This is a genomic window from Flavobacterium sedimenticola (genome assembly GCF_030053345.1).
Lineage (GTDB): Bacteria > Bacteroidota > Bacteroidia > Flavobacteriales > Flavobacteriaceae > Flavobacterium > Flavobacterium sedimenticola.
The window spans coordinates 1-22,085 of sequence record NZ_JASGBP010000011.1; the positions used below are offsets into that span (position 1 = coordinate 1).

Annotated in this window: 22 protein-coding genes; 8 read left to right on the forward strand and 14 right to left on the reverse strand. The window is 38.4% G+C overall.

Going from position 1 to position 22,085, the window contains the following annotated elements:
* The 4 genes from QHT84_RS12935 to QHT84_RS12950 all read right to left on the reverse strand — a co-directional run.
* Positions 1-590 (reverse strand): 3'-5' exonuclease (locus QHT84_RS12935; RefSeq protein ID WP_283239991.1); only part of this gene is annotated, 590 nt, incomplete at its 3' end.
* 1 nt (position 591) lies between these two features.
* Positions 592-2,508: a DUF294 nucleotidyltransferase-like domain-containing protein gene (locus tag QHT84_RS12940; protein ID WP_283239992.1), complete on the reverse strand. Its 1,917-nt coding sequence runs from the start codon at positions 2,506-2,508 to the stop codon at positions 592-594.
* A 245-nt stretch (positions 2,509-2,753) separates the two neighbouring features.
* A complete protein-coding gene (locus QHT84_RS12945) occupies positions 2,754-4,280 on the reverse strand; it encodes a DEAD/DEAH box helicase (RefSeq protein ID WP_283239993.1) in 1,527 nt (508 codons plus the stop codon).
* Between the two features lie 76 nt (positions 4,281-4,356).
* Positions 4,357-4,872 (reverse strand): DUF6155 family protein, encoded by a 516-nt coding sequence (locus tag QHT84_RS12950; RefSeq protein WP_283239994.1) that lies wholly within the window; start codon positions 4,870-4,872, stop codon positions 4,357-4,359.
* 70 nt (positions 4,873-4,942) lie between these two features.
* Here QHT84_RS12950 and QHT84_RS12955 point away from each other — a divergent pair, with 70 nt between their 5' ends.
* Together QHT84_RS12955 and QHT84_RS12960 are read left to right on the forward strand one after the other, a co-directional pair.
* Entirely contained in the window at positions 4,943-5,227 is a 285-nt protein-coding gene (locus tag QHT84_RS12955) for a DUF3817 domain-containing protein (protein ID WP_283239995.1), read from the forward strand.
* A complete protein-coding gene (locus QHT84_RS12960) occupies positions 5,220-6,479 on the forward strand; it encodes a mechanosensitive ion channel family protein (protein WP_283239996.1) in 1,260 nt (419 codons plus the stop codon). Before QHT84_RS12955 ends, QHT84_RS12960 begins: the two co-directional genes overlap by 8 nt.
* Here QHT84_RS12960 and QHT84_RS12965 read toward each other — a convergent pair.
* Positions 6,476-6,865 carry an acyl-CoA thioesterase gene (locus QHT84_RS12965; RefSeq protein ID WP_283239997.1) on the reverse strand — a complete coding sequence of 130 codons (390 nt, stop codon included), beginning with the start codon at positions 6,863-6,865 and terminating at the stop codon, positions 6,476-6,478. The two genes, QHT84_RS12960 and QHT84_RS12965, sit on opposite strands and share 4 nt — an antisense overlap.
* Before the next feature lie 198 nt (positions 6,866-7,063).
* Here QHT84_RS12965 and QHT84_RS12970 point away from each other — a divergent pair, with 198 nt between their 5' ends.
* Positions 7,064-8,356, forward strand: coding sequence for an OmpA family protein (locus tag QHT84_RS12970; RefSeq protein ID WP_283239998.1), 1,293 nt, complete (start codon positions 7,064-7,066; stop codon positions 8,354-8,356).
* Positions 8,357-8,429: 73 nt separating this feature from the next.
* Complete coding sequence (locus tag QHT84_RS12975) at positions 8,430-8,822, forward strand: glyoxalase (RefSeq protein WP_283239999.1); 393 nt, start codon at positions 8,430-8,432, stop codon at positions 8,820-8,822.
* Between the two features lie 148 nt (positions 8,823-8,970).
* On the opposite strand, the gene QHT84_RS12980 is transcribed toward QHT84_RS12975, so the two are convergent.
* The 7 genes from QHT84_RS12980 to QHT84_RS13010 all read right to left on the reverse strand — a co-directional run bounded on the left by QHT84_RS12980 (position 8,971) and on the right by QHT84_RS13010 (position 14,801).
* Complete coding sequence (locus QHT84_RS12980; protein ID WP_283240000.1) at positions 8,971-9,471, reverse strand: DUF2231 domain-containing protein; 501 nt, start codon at positions 9,469-9,471, stop codon at positions 8,971-8,973.
* 80 nt (positions 9,472-9,551) lie between these two features.
* Positions 9,552-10,934, reverse strand: coding sequence for a sensor histidine kinase (locus tag QHT84_RS12985; protein ID WP_283240001.1), 1,383 nt, complete (start codon positions 10,932-10,934; stop codon positions 9,552-9,554).
* Between the two features lie 2 nt (positions 10,935-10,936).
* The gene (locus QHT84_RS12990; protein WP_283240002.1) at positions 10,937-11,605 is read right to left on the reverse strand and encodes a response regulator transcription factor; all 669 of its coding nucleotides are present in this window, start codon (positions 11,603-11,605) and stop codon (positions 10,937-10,939) included.
* A gap of 121 nt (positions 11,606-11,726) precedes the next feature.
* On the reverse strand, positions 11,727-13,160 hold the full coding sequence (locus tag QHT84_RS12995) for a DUF3570 domain-containing protein (protein WP_283240003.1): 1,434 nt from the start codon (positions 13,158-13,160) through the stop codon (positions 11,727-11,729).
* Between the two features lie 11 nt (positions 13,161-13,171).
* Positions 13,172-13,381: a DUF4266 domain-containing protein gene (locus QHT84_RS13000; RefSeq protein WP_283240004.1), complete on the reverse strand. Its 210-nt coding sequence runs from the start codon at positions 13,379-13,381 to the stop codon at positions 13,172-13,174.
* Positions 13,374-14,363 carry an FAD:protein FMN transferase gene (locus QHT84_RS13005; RefSeq protein ID WP_283240005.1) on the reverse strand — a complete coding sequence of 330 codons (990 nt, stop codon included), beginning with the start codon at positions 14,361-14,363 and terminating at the stop codon, positions 13,374-13,376. Before QHT84_RS13005 ends, QHT84_RS13000 begins: the two co-directional genes overlap by 8 nt.
* Before the next feature lie 3 nt (positions 14,364-14,366).
* Entirely contained in the window at positions 14,367-14,801 is a 435-nt protein-coding gene (locus QHT84_RS13010) for a thioredoxin family protein (protein WP_283240006.1), read from the reverse strand.
* A gap of 170 nt (positions 14,802-14,971) precedes the next feature.
* Here QHT84_RS13010 and QHT84_RS13015 point away from each other — a divergent pair, with 170 nt between their 5' ends.
* From QHT84_RS13015 to QHT84_RS13030, 4 genes are all read left to right on the forward strand, one after another.
* Positions 14,972-17,065, forward strand: a complete 2,094-nt coding sequence (locus QHT84_RS13015) for an LTA synthase family protein (protein ID WP_283240007.1) — start codon at positions 14,972-14,974, stop codon at positions 17,063-17,065.
* A gap of 69 nt (positions 17,066-17,134) precedes the next feature.
* On the forward strand, positions 17,135-18,454 hold the full coding sequence (locus QHT84_RS13020; protein ID WP_283240008.1) for a serine hydrolase domain-containing protein: 1,320 nt from the start codon (positions 17,135-17,137) through the stop codon (positions 18,452-18,454).
* 26 nt (positions 18,455-18,480) lie between these two features.
* The gene (locus tag QHT84_RS13025; protein ID WP_283240009.1) at positions 18,481-19,203 is read left to right on the forward strand and encodes a YoaK family protein; all 723 of its coding nucleotides are present in this window, start codon (positions 18,481-18,483) and stop codon (positions 19,201-19,203) included.
* Between the two features lie 45 nt (positions 19,204-19,248).
* Complete coding sequence (locus QHT84_RS13030) at positions 19,249-19,602, forward strand: ribosomal maturation YjgA family protein (RefSeq protein ID WP_283240010.1); 354 nt, start codon at positions 19,249-19,251, stop codon at positions 19,600-19,602.
* Here QHT84_RS13030 and QHT84_RS13035 read toward each other — a convergent pair.
* Both QHT84_RS13035 and QHT84_RS13040 read right to left on the reverse strand, forming a co-directional pair.
* On the reverse strand, positions 19,594-21,621 hold the full coding sequence (locus QHT84_RS13035; protein ID WP_283240011.1) for a hypothetical protein: 2,028 nt from the start codon (positions 21,619-21,621) through the stop codon (positions 19,594-19,596). The genes QHT84_RS13030 and QHT84_RS13035 overlap by 9 nt on opposite strands.
* A gap of 92 nt (positions 21,622-21,713) precedes the next feature.
* Positions 21,714-22,085, reverse strand: coding sequence for a four helix bundle protein (locus QHT84_RS13040; RefSeq protein ID WP_283240012.1), 372 nt, complete (start codon positions 22,083-22,085; stop codon positions 21,714-21,716).

Below are 22,085 nucleotides of genomic sequence, written 5' to 3' on the forward strand. Positions count from 1 at the left end.
AATCCGAGACGGGATTTGAGTTTCAAAAACAATAATGCAATAGCATAAGCATCATCAGAAGCCGATGATTTCTCACTTAACGGGAGTTTGTAATGTTTAATCAAATCATCAATAGAAAATGATTTGCTGGTGATGTCCATCAATTTTTGATGCATGATTTCGATATCTAAGGCTTCATTTTTGAGCTTTCCGCAATCCATTTTTTCCAAAGCTTCATTAATCAGTTCGATATCAAAATGAATTCGGTGACCTACCAAAACCGCATTGCCGATATATTCCACTAATGATTGTACAGCTTGGTACTCGGTTAATTTCGGGAGTTTACTTTCAATTAAAAACTCGTTAGACAAGCCATTATCATGTAAATATTTGTATTGCAAAATCACAGCTTCGAAATTATCGCCAATTTTAATCACATCATTAACGACACCAAGGGCGCCAAAAGAAAGTATAACATCTTTTTTAGGATTTAAACCGGTGGTTTCGGTACTTAAAATGACATAGCGGTTGGATTTGGTCTCCAACTTAGACAGGTACGATTTCCAAAATTCGGGGTATTCCTTATTGATGTTTTTAATCCAATCGAGCATACTATGAAAATTGGGTTAATTGAAATTTATCTTTGATGAGTTCTTCTAACTCGCGCATCGGGTGTAAGGCATTTTTAAGTCGCTCTCGTTCCACTTTTGTCAATTCATCAATATTGATATAATCACCGGAGCTGTCATTTTTCAATCCTTCTAAGGTTCTGAATTTCGATAAAATTAGGAAAGCTTCGGCACAATTCAGGTATATTTCCGAAAACTTGGGATCTACCAAGGCCAATTGCTTAAAGCGAAGATAGGTATTGTTGATGCCGCGCAGATTCAAGTTAATTGCAAACAATCGTGCACCATCCACTAACGGCATGATTCCTCTGCTTTTAATGTCGAATTTTCCTTTGTGTTCGCCTTCTTCCTCCAAATTAAACTTTTTAAAGAAGTTCAACGGCGGATTCTTACGCAAGGCGTCGTTGCCTAAATAATCAAAGAAAAGGGCGTTGCTTTTTGCATTTTTGAATATCAAGTCGGAAATAGCATCTTCAATCTTAGTTTCCCCGAAAGCGGTTTCGTAATCAAAAAAGATACTGCTGATATCGTTTGATTTTTCACCGGGTGTCTTCATCCAATTGTTGTATTGCTTTATCCAGTCGGATAGCGATTTACACCAAAGCATATTGCTGGCCATATGACCGTTAGGGCAGAACTGATATCCCACTTTTTCTAAAATAGCGGTAGTTCGTTTGGCTAATTTCAGAAAATAATCTTTGACATCACGGTATTTTTCGGGTGCTACATCTTCAAAAATTAAAATACTGTCTTGGTCAGTTAACAAAAGTTGTTCTTTTCGACCCTGACTGCCAATACTCAACCAGGCAAAACGCGATGGAGGAGAACCCAAATCGAGTATCGCTAACTCGACTGAGCGCTTGATGATAGCCGTAATGATTTCACCTGTGATATTGTAAATGTGCGGCAAAGGCACATTCTTGGCTATTGAGGTTTGGATTAAGTCGGTTAGTTTTTCACGTACCGAACGTAATTCTTTAGGCGATAAAGAACGCTTGATTTCTTTGATTAAAACTCCCGGATTATTCGCCTGTGCTACAATTAAATCGTGTTCCGAAATGACACCTTTAACTTCCGTTTTGTCTGAGCCGTCAACGGTGACACACAAGTGGCTCACATTGTGCTTGAGCAGGAGTAATTGTGCCTCGGCCACGGAAACATTTTCCGGAACTGTAATTACCGGAGCCGACATGATTTTGTCCACTGTTGCGGTAATGGGAAAGCGGCCGTTGGCAATTTTAGTTCTGAAATCGGTATCGGTTACAATTCCGATAGGTTCATTTTGCGCTATAACGATGGCGTTATCCAATAGGTTTTCGGTCATCCATTGTGCGGTATCTTTAACGGTGGTATTGGCGGCTATTTTGAGCGGTGTTTTATTGTAAGCTAAATTTTGAAAATACTGAATTTCATTGGCTTGACTGTCGGTATACACAAAATCGGTAATTAATTTACCGCGGTTTTCTTTGTCAAACGGATTTCGCGTATTGGTGGCAAAACTTTCCAGTAAAAAGTCGAGCACCTGAGGATTTTGCGCCACAAACGGTTTGAAAACAGCAATAGGTATGGCGTATACAATACTGTCTTCGCGCGCTTTAGCGGTCATCATATAATTGTTTTTGGCAAAAAACGGACGTAAACCAAATACATCCCCGGCGTAACATTTGTTGAGTAAGGTTTCTTCGGCATCCGCCACAACGGTCAAATTAATGGCACCCGAAGCCACTACATAAAAGCTATCGTGCAGTTTATCATCAATTTGAAATAAAATTTTATGCTTATCCAAATTGACAACGCCGATATTTTGAGTAACCTGAATTAATTCTTCATAAGTCAGATAATTAAACGGCGGATATTCTTTTAAAAAATTGGCAATATTTTCAGCGATCGAATTACTCATAATTTAGCTTAAGGATAAAATGATAATCTATCTTATGCAAAAATAACAAACTCACAACATCAATAGGGCATTGTTAACAAGATTTGAAAACTAAAATTACCGTGTTGGTGCAGTTGGTTTTTAAAAATTCTATTTTACATAATATAAATTATAGTTTGATTTGTATGAAATTCAAAAATTAAAATTAAAAATATTTAAATAGTTTAAAAACAGTAATTTACGTGACATTATGTGAATTTATTATGTCACAAATTCAATTCGCGAAAGGTTTTGCCTATTACCAAACTCAATTTGTTTTTATAATCTTCAATAAGCCATTCGCGATAATTCTTGCTGGTTTTTCCCAAACAGCTCACAAATCGTTTTACACGACTTTCGATATCATCGGATAATAATTTAGACAACATTCTGGCGCCGTTCAAATCTTTGGAATTTACCACACACATTAAAGCGTGTTGCTGAATTGATTTTTCGATGACTTCTTTGGCTCTGCGATTTTGTGCCATCACTTTTTTAAATTCTTCTTCAATATCCATAGTGACGTTGTCCGATTGCGAAAACATTTTTCGAACCGCCTCCGGCATGGTATATTTAAAATTCATTTCAATTTCGGCATCATCCCGTAAACTTTCCAAATACATTTCGGGTGCTTTAAATATGTGTTGCCAATCTACAGGATCATTCCACAAACCAAATCGCAAGGCATTGTTTCCCAAATCGATTACCGTAAACTCATCTTTGTGCGGTAATTTACGGGAACCGCGTCCAATCATTTGAAAATAAAGTGTTAACGATTTCGTGGCCCGATTCAAAATAATGCTTTCTACAGTGGGTTCATCAAAACCGGTGGTCAAAATGCCAACAGAAGTTAAAATGGCATCGGGTGTTTTCTTAAACCATTGTAAAATTTCTTTACGATCCTCGGAAGACGTGGTGTTATCAAGGTGTTTGATGTCAAATCCGGCTTCTCTGAAAGTATCGTAAACGTATAACGAAGTGTGAATTCCGTTATTAAAGATTAAGGTTTTTTTACCCAATGATCTTTCGGTATATGCGTGCAATAATTTTTCCTGCATCACCATATTCATATACAAATCATCGGACGATTTTACGGTATAATCCCCGTTGATACCCACTTTTAAAGACGTTAACCCTACGTCGTAACTATATGTAGTCGCTTTGGCCAAAAAGCCTTTGTCGATAAGCGATTGGATGGTATCACCCACAATGAGTTCATCATAATTTTGATGCATCGGCAGTTTGATGTTTGAACTCAACGGTGTGGCCGTTACGCCCAAAATAAAAGACTTTTTAAACTGGCTGAAGAGTTTTCGGAACGAGTTGTAATGGGCTTCGTCAATAATGACTAAGCCTACATTATCAATGAGTAACTTTTCATCATTTAACCTGTTTTTTAAGGTTTCCACCATTGCCACAAAGCAAGAATATTCGTCTTGATCGGGTAAATCCTTAATATTGCTGTTGATGATTTTATTTTTAACATCAAAGCCTTTGAGCATCTTAGAGGTTTGTTTGCACAACTCAATACGATGTGTTAACACCACTACTTTTTTATTGTGCTTGGAGAGATAACGACGTACGATTTCTGAAAAAATGACTGTTTTTCCACCACCGGTCGGCAATTGATACAACAAGTGATAATCGCTTGGTGCATTGTCTAATCGCTCAAAAATTTTGTCAATATCGCCCTTTTGGTAACCGTAAAGTTCCTTTTTTTCTTCGGTTTCAACATGAAATTCTTTGTGCGACATGGCAATTAGTACAATTTTGCAAAAGTACAGCTAAAAACGAGTTATTCGGCAATTAATTTTTTCAAATAACGAAAATTTAATACAACCCTTTTTCTATGACGGTGGTAAAGTCGTATCGATTGGGCCATTGCTGTGTTTGCACTTTTTCATTTACACTTATAATCCGATTTTTAAAGTCGGCTACCATCCCGTTTTCGACACAAAATCGGATGACTTGAGAAAATGAGGAAAGCATACTGCTGTAAAACGACGCTGGCTTTATGGTTTTTTCAGAAGAATAGGCCAACGCGATTTCTAAAGTATACAACATTACATCGGCCGTGATGTATGGGTCTACTCCTATAGTGATAAAGTGTTTGATGAACTTTTGTGCCACCGAACGACGCATTTTGGCTCTCTTATTCGTCGTCGGAAAATATTCATTAGAAATTTTAACCTTAGCTTCTCGCAACAGCTTGTCTTCATTGGGATTGAACGCGAAATCATAAAATGTTTTGACGTTGCTGAATTTATCGTACAACTCCACAATCTGGGTTTCGAGTTGTGCCTTAGAAAGCGTACCCAAGTATTTTTTTAAATCTCTTTTACTCATGTAACAAAAGTAATTTCTTTTTCGCCATTGTGGTTGTTATTACTTAATTTTGCCGGTAAATAAAAAAACTATGACAAAGCTTTTTAAATTCATTGCCATTGCCGAAGGCATATCCTATTTAGTGTTGTTTTTTAATATGTTGGTGATAAAACCCAACCATATGGAACTCTATAAAACACTACTATTTCCAATTGGGATGGCCCACGGCTTATTGTTTATAGGTTATGTGTTGATGGCCATTATGATTAAAAACGAGCAGCAGTGGAATTTTAAAGAATTTGTTATGGTGCAATTGGCTTCCCTCCTGCCGTTCGCTACCTTTTATGTCGAAAAAAAGTATGTGAGAAATGCATAAAATAGCAGAAAAAATATTCGGTTGGAGCTATCCGATGTTCAAAAACTGGGATTGGGGCGAAACCCTTTCCTCCTATTTGAGTCTGGCCATTAATATTGCAGTATTGGCTTTTATCTCCTACCTGATTTTTCTGGTATTCAAATACGTTTTGGTCAGAAGTATGATTATTTTGGCCCGAAGAACCAAAACTCGTTTCGATGATTTATTGGTTTCCAACAAAACCGCCAAGTACATCGCGCATCTGATTCCTCTATTGTTCATTTACAAATCGGTGCCCATTATCTTGGAGAATTTTGTGTATTGGGAAGGTATTTTTGGCAAACTGGTTGGCATTTACATCGTTTTACTCAGTTTATGGATTATTAAAACGGTGTTGAATGCATTCCGTGATCATTTAAAATCCAATCCGTCTTACAGCGATAAACCCATTGACAGTTACATTCAGGTTATTATGATTGTCCTGTGGATTTTTGGGTTTATTGTTATTGTTTCCAAAATATTTGACATCAGTACCAATGCTATGTTGGGAACATTCGGAGCCGTTTCGGCCATTATTATTCTGATTTTCAGAGATACGATTTTAGGTTTTGTGGCCAGTGTACAAGTGTCGTTAAACGATATGGTGCGCATTGGCGATTGGATTACCTTTGATAAATTCGGTGCCGATGGTGATGTGATTGAAATCAATTTGGCTACGGTAAAAGTTAGAAATTTTGACAATACCACCACAACTATTCCCACGTATAGCTTGATTTCCGATTCGTTTCGAAATTGGCGCGGCATGCTCAACTCCAGCGGTCGACGCATTAAACGTCACATTTTGATTAAAGCCCACAGTATTCGTTTTTTGGATGAAAAAGATTTGGAAAAAATGAGACAAATACAATTGGTTACCCAATACATCGAACACCGTCAGAGTGAGATTGACAAGTTTAATGCCCATCGCCAAATTGATAAGACCTTATTGATTAACGGCAGAAACATGACCAATTTCGGTTTGTTTCGAAAATACATTACGCAGTATTTGAGTCAGTATCCCGGATTAAACAAAGACATGATTTTACTGTGTCGTCAATTGCAACCTACGCCACATGGTATCCCGTTGGAGATTTATGCTTTTTCAAACGACAAACGATTTGAAAATTACGAATACATTATGGCCGATATTTTCGATCACATTTTTGCCGCGATACCGTATTTTGACCTTCAAATTTATGAGATGCCTTCCGGTAAAAGCGATTTTGTCGATTAATCGCCCAATCGGTCTTTAATATATTCTATTTGCGTTTTTCCGTGAGGTTTCGGTTTGCCGTCTTCTCCTAAACTCACCATAGTAATGGTGTCAATCGAAATAATCGTATCCCGTGTCATCATGTTTCGCACTTCGCAAGTTAATGTGATTGATGTTTTGCCAAACCGAACGACATCAATACCAATTTCAACAATATCGCCTTGACGGGCCGAACTTTTGAAATTGATTTCCGACATGTGCTTGGTTACAATTTTCGGGTTTTCCAATTGAATAATCGAATAAAGTGCTAATTCTTCGTCAATCCAAGCCAACAAACGCCCGCCAAACAAGGTGTGGTTCGGATTTAAGTCTTCGGGCTTAACCCATTTTCTGGTGTGAAATCTCATTGTTATTTTTTAACAAAAGTACACATTTGTAAAATCCGGTTCGGTAAATTGACAAATCATTAACCGAAATCGATTTCAGAGTTATGTACCTATTATATCCTCGAGTAGTTAATAAGTAAAAAAGTTGATTATTAATTGTAAACAATTATATTTGCAATAGTAACCCGCTAATTTTAAACAAATACAAAGTACATCCACATGAAAAAAAGCCTACTTATTGTAATTTCTTTTTTTACATTTTCTGCCGTTTCCGCACAAACCGTTGTTGATACAACCGGTATCGTGGGAGACAGTTATAACAGATGGTCAATCGAATTGGCGGTTGGTCAGGCAAAAGGGATAAAGCCTTATGCTGACGGTTATTTTTCGAATGATCCTAACAAGTTTTTGGGTCGTGTTCAAGTCAATAGTTTTGGTATCGGAGCGCGATACATGATGAGTCCTAAATTTGGTCTTAAATTAGACTTTAGTTACGACAAGTTCAACAACCAATCCGGAAGCGGTAGTTTACCTTTTGAAACCTACCAATACCGAATGGGATTTCAAGGCGTTATCAATGCTATCCGATTGTTTAATATTGAAGAAGCTGCCGGACGCTTTGGTTTGTTGTTGCATGGTGGTTTGCAATTAAGCAGAATGCACTCTGATGTAGTGGATAAAGACGAAATGAACGGTGGTTTAATCGTAGGTTTTACACCTCAGTTCCGACTGACAAAATCCTTATCCGTGAATGCAGACATCAGTATGTTAAATAGTTTCAGACAACATTTAAACTGGGATGGTTCGTATTCCGACCCTTCTAATAATTTGTCCGGACAGATGATTGTAACAACTTTAGGATTGTCGTATTCTTTCGGAAACGAAAAAATACACGGGGATTGGGCAATTATTCAAGATAAAAAAGACAAAGAGATAGACGAATTGAACAATCGTATTGGTGAGATTGAAACTTTAATGAATGATGCTGATAAAGACGGGGTTCCGGATTACTTAGATGTTGAAAACAATTCTATTGCGGGTGTAGCTGTTGATACGAAAGGTAGAATGGTGGATAAAAACACCAACGGCGTTCCTGATGAATTGGAAAAATATGTGGACAGTTCCATTACCAATAACAATAACACTACCTTGTCGAAAGGAATGCTAGAGCAGCTTATCAACGAAGGATATATTGCCGTTCACTTTGACAAAAATGTATCGCAGCCAAGCCCGGCTTCAGCCGATAATATTGGATTTATCTTGAATTACTTGAGAAACAATCCATCCAAATCGATTGAGATTTCCGGTTATGCGGATGAAGTAGGAAATAGTGCTAAAAATGAAAAATTGGCTGCTACCAGAGCCGAAAATGTTAAGGCCATCTTGGTAAAAGCCGGAATCAGCCCTTCTCGTTTAGTAGCTAAAGGAGCCGGTATTGACAGCTCTGTCGATAAAAATTCGGAGTACGCCCGACGCCTAGTTCGTAAAGCGGTCTTTAAGATTACTAATTAACAATTAATTATTAATAACTATAAATTAACCTCTGTTTTACCGCAGAGGTTTTTTTATAACTTTAAAAGAAAAAATGGAAGCCAGAGACAACAATGTCCTTGAGTTAAGAGGGGAACCTTTCGGGACAATCAGCGTTCAATCATCGGTAGAAGAAGTTTTTCAAAATAAAACCCTACGCCCTATTCTAAAACTACAAAACGATTTATTCATTCAAGTATTTATCAATTATGCTGTAAAGCAAAAAAATGTTTTCTTCTCGCTAACCCCCGAAAAGAAAATGGCGTATATTGAAAATGTGATTCAACGCGATATCAAATTCAGAAACTCATTAAAGGGAATGGTCATCGCTTTCTTTACCTTAGAGGAATATGCCGAGTATATCCAAAACTCTTCAAACCTTAATAAGCGTATGATGCATATGCTTATCGAAAGATTAAAAAGCCAAATACAACTTATAGAAGTGTAATAGCATCATAATTCTTGAAAAAGCGCTTGATTAGTTTATCACTTGTGATTTCGGGCAGTTTTGTTATCATTAATTTATACTTATTGCCTTAAAATAAAAAAACCTAACAGTTTGTGCTGTTAGGTTTGTGTCCTTTGATTATTTGGAATCAATCTTCTTCGCCGTGTTCGCTTTGATTTTCACCGCCGGCATTGGTTTGAGTGCTTGCGTCGGCTCTGATTTCGGTGTGTCTGATTTCGCCTCCGGAAGTACCTACTTCTTTAACCAAAACAACTGCAACTATTGACAGCAATAAGGTTAACCATGCTAATAAATTGGCTTTGGAATGTTTTTTAATGTTGGCTAATAAGGACAACAGCGCAAATGCACCGGTTACATACAAGACTACAATGAATTTCTCGGCTAATTCTTCGTGTTCGTGGATAATGCTTTTGCCTACGGTTGGCATATCTTCCACCAATTCTTCGGCTCCTTCTCCGGTAGCCATTGAAGCGGCACCAAAGAGAGTCGCGACAATTAATACAATAAAAGCGGTGTTTTTAACGGCATTGTTTTTAAAAATAATACCGCCAATTAAAATGCCCAATCCGAAAATGGTTCCGATAATCGGAAAATGATTAACCAACAGGTGCAAATGTGCTTCGTTCATAGGATAAGAGTTTATAAGTTTAACCCAAATATAGCCTTATTCTTTGATTAAAACCATGATAATAATCAGTTTTACGGTCATTATTTGCGGAATCCTAAGATAACTTTGGTACCGCTTCCTTCCTTGCTTTCTATTTGCAAATCAATTTGCAGTAATGTGCACAAGCGTTTTACTATGGATAAGCCCAAACCGGTTCCTTTAATCTCAGGATGCTCGTTGGATTTGGAACGATAGAACTGATCGAATATTTTTTGCAAATCCTCAGCAGCAATGCCGATTCCTTTGTCGGAAACAGAACAAATAAGCTGCCGGTCGTTTTCGATAATGTCAAAAGTAATCGTTTCGCCTTTATTGGAATACTTCACGGCATTGGTAAGTATATTGTTTACGATGATGCCCAATAAATAGGCATCGGTATTCACGTAATACTCTTGTTCAAAATTAGAGACACACTTGATTTTTTTCTCGGAAATCAGGGTTGCGTTTCTGGAAATCACATCAAAGAAAACGGTGTTCAACGAGACTTTCTCGATTTTTAAGGATTGCTTTTGATTTTCAAATCGGGCTAATAATAAAAGCTCATCGACCAAGTGATTCAAGCGGTTGACTTCGTTGACACAGAACTCTATTTTTTCTTTATATTCCTCAGGATTACGAGGTTTACGAATCAATACTTCTAATGTTCCTTTAATGACAGCCAACGGTGTTCGCAATTCGTGTGACGCATCAGAAGAGAACTGTTTCTCTCTTTCGATGGCACTTTCTACTCTGTCTAACAAATTATTAATGGTTTGGGACAGCAAATACAATTCGTCTTTGTTTTGTGGCAACGGAATACGCGATTTTAAATTGTCTTTGGTGATGATATTGGAAGTTTCAATAATAGCACTTATCGGTTTGATGCTTTTCCCCGCGATGAAACGCGCGATGAGAAACAAAACCAAGAGAATCAACGGATAGGCAATCAACATGATGCTAAATAAGTTGTTGAGTACCATCACGGAGTCTTCCAACGACATGGCTACAATAAGATAGCCAATAATTTTGGTGCCTTGATACAACGGCACTTGAATTTGTCTGACCGAAATGTTTTCGAGCTTGGTATCAAACAATTCGTTTACCGGCGCATCGGGTTTGAAAGTGAGCTTTTTTTGTTTCAGATTGGGTGATTTTTCAACCATGCTGCCCAATTCGTCTACAAATTGGATGAAAGCCGGACTCACCTCTACTTTGTTGAATTGGCTCGACTTCCATTCTTCTTCCTCAATTAATAAAACACAGTTTTCAATCACTTCAATTTCTTTTAAGTGCTTGGCGACTTCGGTTTTAATTTCGTTATTCACTCGAATGTAAATACTGAATTTTACAATAGAGTAAATAGCAAAAAACACCACAAAAATCAATAATGCTGTGGTAATAATGTAATTGGAAGCAATTCTGTTTTTAAAAGAGAGTTGTTGCATGCTTATTCGTCGTTAGCAATGTACCCTACACCGCGAATGGTTTTGATGTAGTCTTCATCGACTTTGAGATTTAATTTTTTCCGAATGGCATTCATAAACACATCAATTACCCCGGTATCGTATTCAAAATGAATATCCCAAACATCCTGAATAATTTGAGTTCGGGAACAAACGGTTCCCTTATTTTTAACCAAATAATGCAATAAATCAAATTCTTTTTGAGTTAATGAAACCTCTTTTTTGTTCACGGTTACTTGATGCTTTTGTAAATTGATTTCTACCGGACCCAACGTTAATAGTTCACTTTCCGATTTATCGCGAAGTTGTACTTTGATGCGTTCTACCAATTCGTCGAAGCTAAACGGTTTTTTGATATAATCGTTGGCGCCCGACTGTAATCCTTCTACGGTTTCCTGAACGGTATCTTTGGCAGTTAAAAATATAATGGGCACTTTAGTATTTTGTTGTCGGATGGCTTTACAGATTTCTAAACCGGTCATTTTGGGCATCATCCAATCGAGTAATACCAAATCGAATTTTTCTTTTCGGAAGAGCTCAAGTCCGGCTTCACCATTGTTGGCCGAAGAAATTTGATAACCTTCCTCCTCTAACCCTTGCTTTAAAAATTGAACGATGCCTTCTTCGTCTTCCACAATTAAAATATGTTTCATACCCTAATAAATTATGAGCTAAGGTACAGCAAATTATCATTTTTAGTGACAACCCGTTTGGTTTTTAAGTGAAATTTAATTTGGACAATCATAAAAAAAGCAGGACTGAATCCTGCTTTTTTTAGTTTAGTATGAATTTGAAGACCATCGAGACGATATCTGCCGACAGCGTATCGCTTCTTTGATAGTGATTGTATCTGAAATCGATGTTTTTCAAGCCCAATTTCCAAATTTTAGCTTTGGTAAAAATATCGAGATACGTAGCACCGAAACCAAATTGATTGGCGTTGAACGTCGACAAATCATAATCAGAGGTATAGTATTTTTCGGTAGACACATGTGTTTCAAACGGTGCAAAATACTTCGACGCTGTTTGCGTGTAATAACGATACATCGGATAAACCGTAAACTGATCACTCAGCTTGATAGGGATTTCAATGTTAGCGGTATGCGCCTGTATGCCCCAATTGTCGGTATAGTATCGGTAATAGGTTCGGAGTTTGAAACGCTCACTGATGTAGTAATTTAAACGAAGGCCAAACGGTAATTTAAATCGCGTTCCCGGCAATCGCTCAATGTCATCAGCCAAACGATACACGCCCACGTTGGCCTCTGTTTCATAGACCGGAATGTATTGCGGTTCCCCTAAATAGTAATTGGCTTTATCTGCGAAATAGATGCGATGGTAAGGCGTTGACAATAATCCTTCTTGGAATAACAAATCAAAGAAGACGGAGGCTTGCAGTTTCTTGGTCAAAATCTGTGAAAAAGAGAACGAAACCGAATACGAATTACGATTCACGGAGCTGATAGTTTCAAATTGTGACGGTAAATAATCGGTCGTTGCAGCTCCGTTTTGATTGTACACGGTTTGACCGCTGAAATAACCATTGCTTAAAAAAGAATTCCCGTAACGACTGTATTCATGCAGTTCGGTTGGATAAATCGGACGCCATTGATCTAAATAAGCATTGGCTTTCAGGCTGACTTCCGTATTTTTTTGATTGAATAATTTGGCTATTCCACCACCAAAACCAATAGAGGTGTAATCGTACTCATTGGAAAATGATACATCGGCATTCCAAATAAAATTGCGATCGTCGGAACTGTGACTGTAATTGACAGTGACACTGGCCAAGGCATCTTGGGCAGAAGCTCCGGATGATGCCAACCAAGGCGTTCCTCTCGGGTTTACAGTCGCCCTGTCATCGTCATCATCATCATCGCCGCCACCCGAGGCTCCCGAATCGTTAAACGGATTGATATTACTGGAAGATGCAGAGGTGTACGATGAAATTCCTGCATCAACCGTTAATACATCATCGGCATTCATCGGCATTGTTACCACGATGTTGGAAGCCAAATCGGTGAGCTTTTCAGAACCCATTCCACCCGAAACCGCCGAATGCACACCGTCTTGTTTGTAATAACTAATCAGAAAATCCACTTCAGTGGCGTCTAACACCCGTTTTTTAAATACTTTGGTCGTATCGGCTTCCTGACAAAAGGCGGATAAACTGACTAGTGTGGCAAAAAATAAAAAGGAGTTTTTCATTACTTTAGACATTAATTACAGCCACAGCCACCTCCTGTTTTACCACCATTGGCCCCTGCTGCCGCTTCGCGATATACTTGAAAAGTGACTTCATAACGCTCCGCCGTTTTGGAAGATAATTTCATTTCAACATCGTTGATATATTCTTTTTCATATTCCTTCACCACCGTACAAGACGTCATGAAGAACATTACGATCAGTAACAAACCGAATCTATTCATTTTGATATTTTTTTAAATCGATATTATTTGAAGTGGCTATTTTGCCTTCGTCATCTACCATAATACATCCGATTCCGGGCAGCTGATTGATTAAATTCATGCCGGCTTCTTTTCCCATTACAAAAACGCCTGTGGCTAAGGCATCGGCTAATTCGGTGGTTTTGGCAAATACACTCACACTGATTAATCCGGTGGCCGGATAACCGGTTCGGGTGTCAATGATATGAGAGTATCTTTTGCCGTTGAAGGTTACATATTTTTCATAACTGCCCGACGTCTCGACAGCCGTGTCTTCGAGCGGAAAAGTGGCGAATATCTTGTTCTTGTTCATGGGGTTTTTGATACCTACTTTCCAAGGCTCACCGTTAGGTTGCTTACCCCAAGTGCTGATGTCGCCCGAAACATTGACCAATCCGGCCACGCAGCCCTTGGCAATGAGCAATTGTTTGATTTTATCGGCAATATACCCCTGACCAATACCGCCCATGCCCAATTTCATGCCTTCCAATTTCAGGAAAACAGTTTGCTTTTCTTTGTCAATGATGATATTTTGATAGCCCACTTTTTCCACGGATTTTTTAATCGCTTCGGGTGAAGGCATCTCTTTCATACTGCCGTCGAACTTCCAAATCTTGTCCATCGAAGCATAACTAATGTCAAAAGCACCGTCGGTGAGTTTTGAAATTTTGATGGAGCGTTCGATTAATTCAATTAATTCCAGAGGTACTTTCACCGGTTGTTTCCCGGCATTTTGGTTAATAGCCGATAAGGGTGTCGTCGGAATCCAATCGGAAATTAAATTTTCGATTCGTTTTACTTCCTGAACCGCTATGTCTTCATATTCGTTGGCTTGCGCCGTATCATTGGCCACTACAGTGACTTCAAAAGGACTTCCCAACAAACTTAATTTTCGTTTGTGTATGATTTGAGCTGTAGTTGAAAAACCAACCAATAGTGCCGTTAGAAAAAAGGAAGCTTTCATGTGTTATTTTAATATGGCTTTTAATTCGGAAATATATTGTGCAGCCGTCTGATTTTCATAGCCTTTTTTGGCCAAGACTTTACCGTTTTTATCTAAAATTACCACAAGTGGAAAAAAACCTTCTTTATTGTATTTTTCGGCTAACAGCAGATTATTGTTTCGGATATCTTCAGGCAGTGCGTTGTTTTTTTTCTTAGGAAAATCGGCGCGCACTAAAACCAACTTTTCATCGGCATACGCTTTGAAGGCCTCCGATTGCCAAACGTTTTTATCCAGTTTAATACAAGGCGCGCACCAATCAGAGCCCGAAAACACCAATACTATGTTTTTGTTTTGTGCTGTTGCGGTTGTTTTTGCTTCTTCCATATTGGTTTTCCAGGTTTGACTGAACCCAAATGCTGAAATCATTAGCAAACTGATACAAATTAATTTTCTCATAAATCCGATTTATAGCTAAAACAGTCGGTACTTGTTTTCCCCTACCCATGGTTATAAGTAATGTTAAAATGGTGCTCATGAGAAGGAAGATATTCTCTTAAGCCAAAATTAATTTAGGGTAAAACCGCTTGTAATTGTTTTACAATTATAAAATCATTTCAACCCTGTTTATGTCCTATTTTAAGCACTACTCTCCGTTCATTAAATTAGCCTATTTCTCCCTTCTTGTCAATTTTATCCTTCGAATTGTTTTAATGTTTCATCCTATTACACAATCGGAGTTTAACGCAGTACAACTACTAAAAATTTTCGGGTTCGGACTTATAAACGACATCGCCTTTTTTATTGTGATTGGTGTTTTTTTATGGTTGTATCTGTTATTTTTGTCCGATTCAAAATACAATAAACCTTGGGGATATGTCATTTTCGGTGTGCTTTTGATTGTATTAGTTTATATCAGCTTCTTTAACACCATTCTCAACGAATACGGTGGTTCACTTCCTGAAGTCGTCATCAGTTTTGTAGCAATAAAAACACTCTTTTTCGGATTGCTGTTGTTTTTGCCCAAGTATCGAAATGCTATACGAAAAGCATTATTCTTCATCACTGTTTTTATTTATGTATTGTTAATCGTTCAAAATGCGGTTAGCGAGTTCTTCTTTTGGAACGAGTTCGGTGTGCGTTACAACTTTATCGCCGTAGATTACTTAGTATATACCAACACGGTTATCGGCAATATCATGGAATCCTACCCGGTTGTTCCCCTTTTCCTCACAGTTGGCTTGGTAGCGTTTACCATTACGTATTTTATAGTGAAGCAAAGTCGTCCGTTTTTAAGGCATTTGCCTGACTTGAGCACTAAATTAAAAGGAGCGGTGTTGTATGTTGTTTTATTCTTTTTATCGCTGCAACTTATTCCTGCAATGGCACAGCGAGAATCGGACACTAATGTTTTTGCTAATGAATTACAGGCTAATGGTGCGTATAAGTTTTATTCGGCTTTTATGAGCAATGAATTGGATTATGACACCTATTATCCGTCAATACCCAAATCGAAAGCTTTTACGGTTTTACAAAATCAATTGTCAGGGAGTAAAAACGAAAGTACCCTTCGCACTTTGCAGAATGATTCCGCTGAAATTCGGAAAAATGTGGTTTTGATTACCGTCGAAAGTTTGAGTGAAGATTTCATGACCGAGTTTGGTAACGAAAAACACATCACGCCTTTCCTCGATTCATTAGCGCAACACAGCATGCAGTTTACCAACTTGTATGCCGTGGGTAATCGCACGGTTAGGGGTTTAGAAGCGGTTACACTTTGTTTGCCGCCTAGCGCCGCTGAAAGTGTTGTGAAACGAAAAGACAATAAAAACAAGTTTACCACGGGTGCTATTTTTAAACAAAAGGGCTATGCGGTAAAATACATGTACGGCGGTGATGCTTATTTTGATAATATGGAAGACTTTTTTGGAGGCAATGGGTATGACATAATTGATAAGAAAACATTTCAGCCAAACGAAATCAGTTTTTCTAATATTTGGGGAGTTTGCGACGAAGATATGTATCGGAAAGCGATTCGCGAAATGAATAAAGAAGCCGCCCAAAACAAGCCTTTCTTTAATCATATTATGACAGTCAGTAACCACCGACCATTTACGTATCCGGAGGGAAAAATAGATATTCCGGCCGACAAAAAGTCGAGAAGCGGTGGAGTGAAGTATACCGATTATGCTTTAGGACAGTTTTTTAAGGATGCCCAAAAACAGCCTTGGTTTAAGGAAACGGTTTTTGTGATTTTGGCCGATCATTGTGCTTCGAGTTCGGGTAAAACCGAATTGCCTTTGGAAAAATACCGTATTCCGGCCATGGTATACGCACCGGGGTTCATCCAACCCAAACATGTTACCACTTTGATGTCGCAGATTGATGTAATGCCTACCCTATTTGGCTTGCTTAACTTTAGTTACGACAGCAAGTTTTACGGTCAGGACATTTTTGATGCCACCTATAAGCCAAGAGCTTTTGTAGCCACTTATCAGGATTTAGGAATGATAAAGGATAATGTATTAACGGTTTTGTCACCGGTTAAAAAAGTAAAACAATACCAATTAACACTTGAACCTAAAGCGAATGTAAAACCCGAATTTCAATCGGTTTATTTGGAAAAGCCTATCTTAAAAAAGCAAGAAGATTTGATAAACGAAACTATTGCGTATTATCAAACTTCGGCTTATTTGTTGCGTCATCAAAAGCTCAATCGATAATTAATCGTTTATCTGGTCTTTTGCGCTACAATAATTAGTAAATTTACGCTTCAATCAAGCAAAAATTTTATGACCAAAAAAATCGCCTTATCGTTCCTTATTTTATGTACTACTTTCAGTGCATTCGCTCAAACATTCAACACGGCTAAACTCGACAGTTTATTCTCGGTTTTGGAGGCCAAAGACAAATACATGGGCAGTATTGCCATCAGTGAAAACGGAAAAACCATTTTTGCCAAAACCATCGGTAAAGCCGATGTTGCCGGCGGCAAAGAGGCTACAAGTGCTACGAAATACCGCATTGGTTCTATTTCAAAAACCTTTACGGCTTGCTTAATTTTTAAAGCGGTGGAAGAAGGTAAATTGGATTTAAATAAAACCATAGAGGGCTATTTCCCGGCAATACAAAATGCTTCTAAAATTACCATCAGTAATTTATTAAATCACCGCAGCGGCATTCACAGTTTTACCGATGATGAAGATTATTTGTCTTACAACACCAAACCCATTTCCGAAAAAGAGATGGTGGCACTCATAGCCAAAGGAAAAACGGAGTTTGAACCGAATTCCAAAGCAGAATACAGCAATTCTAATTATGTGTTACTGAGTTATATCTTGGAAAAGATTTATAAGAAGCCCTATGCCCTGCTCGTTGATGCTAAAATTGGCAAACCACTCGGACTGAAAAATACGTATTTTGGTGGTAAAACCAATATTGCCAACAACGAATGTTATTCCTATACCTTCGACGGTTCGTGGCAAAAAGAGACCGAAACGGACATGTCGGTTCCCATGGGTGCCGGTGCTTTAGTTTCGAATCCTGCCGATTTGACGAAATTTATAGAGGCTTTGTTTGCCGGAAAAATCATTTCCCAAAAGAGTTTGGATCAAATGATAACCATACAAGACAATTACGGTATGGGGATATTCCAAGTGCCGTTTTATGAGAATAAGGGTTATGGACATACCGGTGGTATCGATGGTTTTTCTTCTTCGGTTTCGTATTTTCCCACAAGTAAATTAGCTATTGCCGTGGCCTCAAACGGGAATACGTACGATAACAATCAAATTTTAATTTGTGCATTGAGCAGTTATTTCGGTAAGCCTTTCAAAGTACCATCCTTCAATACTATTGAGGTAAAGCCAGAAGATTTAGACTTATACGTCGGCGAATACAGTTCACCCGAAATTCCGTTAATCATTACCATTCGCAAAGAAGGAAATACCATAACGGCTCAGGCAACCGGTCAAAATGCCTTTCCGTTGGATGCGGTGCGTAAAGATGTTTTTGAATTTCCATTGGCCGGCATCAAATTAGAATTCAATACAGCCGACAAACAAATGACCTTAGACCAAGGCGGCATGAAACTCGTCATGACCAAAAAGTAGTTGTTCTATTTGAAGCACATTGGCCCATGTTCAGACATCAAGGTAAAGCAAGAACCTTTCTTCACAATCTCCGATTGGCAGCTTTACTGTCTTTGGTGGCCGGCATTGTCAATGTTACCGGAGTCTTGGCGTTGCAAACCCTGACGACCAATGTTACCGGTCATTTTGCCTATTTTGCCGAAGAGATTACCAAGCACAATTACGGTATTGCCGTTACTTTTTTGTTTTTTACTTTTTGCTTTTTGTTGGGTTCTTTTACAGCAAGCACTTTGGTAGAGATGGTACTGAAACGGAAACCCCGATTGGCTTATGTGGTACCCATAACCCTTGAAATTAGTATTCTGACTGCTGTAGCTCTGTTTTTGGCACCGGCAAGTATTGCTTTTTGGCAAGGTAAAGCCGCTGCCTTTTTACTGTTATTTGCTATGGGAGTTCAAAATTCCCTGGTGACCAAAGTGTCGCAGTCTACCGTGAGAACTACACATCTAACGGGCTTGTTCACCGATTTAGGTATCGAGCTGTCGCAATTGTTTTTTTACAAGAAAGAGGAACAGCAACGCAAATTGAAAAATAACATTTACTTGCGATTTTCGATTATTGCCTTCTTTTTTATAGGTTGTGTTTTAGGGGGATTTGTGTATGGTTCCGCCGGAATCAGAACATTGTTTTTGGCTTCGGCCATATTAGTGATTGCGCTGTATTACGATTATATTCGCCTCAAGATTTATTCGATTACCCGAGTGCACTAATTCAATTCATTCGTATTGATGTTTACTTTTTCGAAAAGTTATTTTATGCTGACCCTACTCCTTTTCGGTATAGAAGTGTGCATTGCCCTATTCGTTCACGATGGTTTTATTCGTCCGTATTTGGGCGATGTTTTGGTGGTTATGTTGATCTATTGTTTTGTAAAAACGTTTGTAAAAGTGGCTGTCCCGAAAGCCGCTTTGGGCGTACTTTTGTTTTCTTTCGGAATCGAATTCCTGCAGTATGCTAACATTATTGAGACGCTGGGTTTGCAGGACAACAAGCTGGCTCGTACCGTCATCGGCACTTCGTTTGCTTGGGAAGATTTGGTAGCCTATGTTGCCGGAATACTATTGGTGATAGCCGTTGAAAAAAGGGTTACGAGAAATCGTTTAGAGTAATCCGTTGTACTTTCGGATAAACCATTCTGCCGTTAAAGTGGCCGCCAACAACACCAACAACCAAATCCAATCCAACAACGGCGATTTTTTGGTAATCACTTTTTGAACGGCTTTGTAACTTTCATCAGCGGTCAGTTGCTGAATCAAATTGTCCACTTGATTGGGTAAATACGCTTTTCCTTGCGTTTGTTGGGCTAATTGATTGAGTTTATTCCAATCGGGATTCACAAACTGTTTTTCAATATCGAAATCCAAGACCTCAAATCCGCCCGAATAAGTTGAATTGGAATTCAATTCTTTTACGGTGAACGTATAATTTCCGGCGGATAAACCGTCTAAGTTGACTTGAAACGTATTGGTTGCCTTTAATAAATCATACTTTTTAACTTGCTTGGTTTTAGTATTGGTAACCGCAATGGTGAGTCGCGCTTTTTCGTCTAACTCATAGTTTTTATTAAAATATTGGGCGGTGATTTCGATACCTTCTCCCGAATTGTAAAACCGTTCATGAGTTACTATTAACGATTTTCGCGCATTGTTGGAGACCAAATACTGTATGGTTTTATCGGCAAATACATCAAAATCGGCAAAGCTTTTTTGGCTTAAATAACTTTCTGCACGCCATTTCCAGAGGTTTTCACCAAACAAATACGCCGCACGGTTGCCTTGTGTTTCGGCAAAAGAAAACAAAGGTTGATTGATATTCACACCGCGAATGGTAGCTTCCAACAAGGTGTTGGTGTTTGTTTTGGCTTCTATTTTGCCAAACGGATTTTCCAATGGCGGAAACTGCGCAAACCCGATATTGTCTAACGCAAATAAATTGAATTGCGCATTGAAATTGGGGCGAAAATCTTCCTTTTGAGAACTCATCTTAAACTGAAAGACCGTTTGATTTTGGTTCAGGAAATTAAAATCGGTATCGTTTCCGGTAATAATCCACGTATTGATTTTGGCGTTTTTATTCTGTTCGAAAACCGATTTGAATGCGGTTGTTGGTTGGTATAAAATCAGGATATTGTAATTTTCTAAATCACTGATTTGATTTGGTTTAAGTAAGGTTACTTTTCGCTGTGCATTAGACTCAATACTGCGTTTTAAAGCACCTAAGTCGGGATGCGACATCTCGGCTACCAACGCCACTTCTGTCTTTTGATCGATGACTTCCACCGCAAAATTTTTGGTGTTGTTGTAGGTGTTCTTTTCTTGCTCTTTGGAAGTTACAGTTGCTTTTAACACCTGAAGCCCGACTTTGTCTGCCGGTAATAAGACCTCAATGATTGCCGATTTTTTGTCTGGCGAAAATGCCACGGTTTGCTCATTTAAAACCGAATTACCTTGGGTAATTTTAAACGAAGCATTGATGGCTTTCGTTCCGGCATAGTTTAAGAAGACTTCCACCGGATATTTGTTTTTGTGGAAGGCATACTTGTTCACATTTAGTTGCGCAATTCTCAAATCCAAATAGGTGGTTGTATCGCCTACGACTAACGGATATACTTTGTTATTGGGATCAAAACCGAAAACATAATCTTCCCCCGACGTCTGATTGCCATCTGAAATTAAAACTGTCGGAAATGATTGGTTTTTATAGATATTTTTGAGGTTTTTGGCCACCATATCCATTTGCGATTGTTTTCCTTTGAAATCAAGGGTATCCGAAGGCAAAAAGTCCTCATCAAACTGATAGGTTTGCACCTCAAATTTAGCATTCAGCGCATCGTTATTTTTGAGCTTATCCCATACTTCCAAAGCCTGTTTATCGGCTTTCAAGTCGGCTATCGAAGCCGAGTTGTCTATCACAATCGGCAGCGGAACTTTGGTGGTTTCCACTGTTTTCCGGGTAATAATGGGATTGATGAACAGCAACAATACCCCAAACACGGTCAGGAAACGTAAAAAAGCCAAAAGCAATGTCACTCTCGACCGGCTTTTGGCTTTGTATAGGTATTGGAAAAATGACACAGCAAACGCTATTCCCAAGGCAAGTACGATCAGTAAAACAGTGTTGGTGGTCATTTTTTATAGTGTTCAGTGTTCAGTGTTCAGTGTCCAGTGGTCAATATATCAGGATTTCCGACTACTAATTACTGAACACTGCCAACTTTTTATTAATTCGTTTTTACTCCAAACTTATTGGGATTTACTATCATAAAATTAATGAGCTTTCCAACTTCTAAACTATAATTAACAAGTTCCTCGTAAGCAATTTGATTAATATAATTGCATTTAAAAGCAAATTCTAACCAAACTTGTGTTTCCGAATTTTCTGCGTCACTATCAGTCAGTTTACTATGAAAGCTCTTCGGGTAAATTCTTTTTCGGTAAGCTTCAGCGATATTGGCAGGAACGCTTCTTGATGAACGTCTGATTTGATCAGTCAATGAGTAGGTTTCTTCTTTTGGAAAAGACTTAGAAATTTCAAAAACACGCATAGCCAACTCAAATGATTTTTGATAAGCTAACAAATCTTGAAACATCAT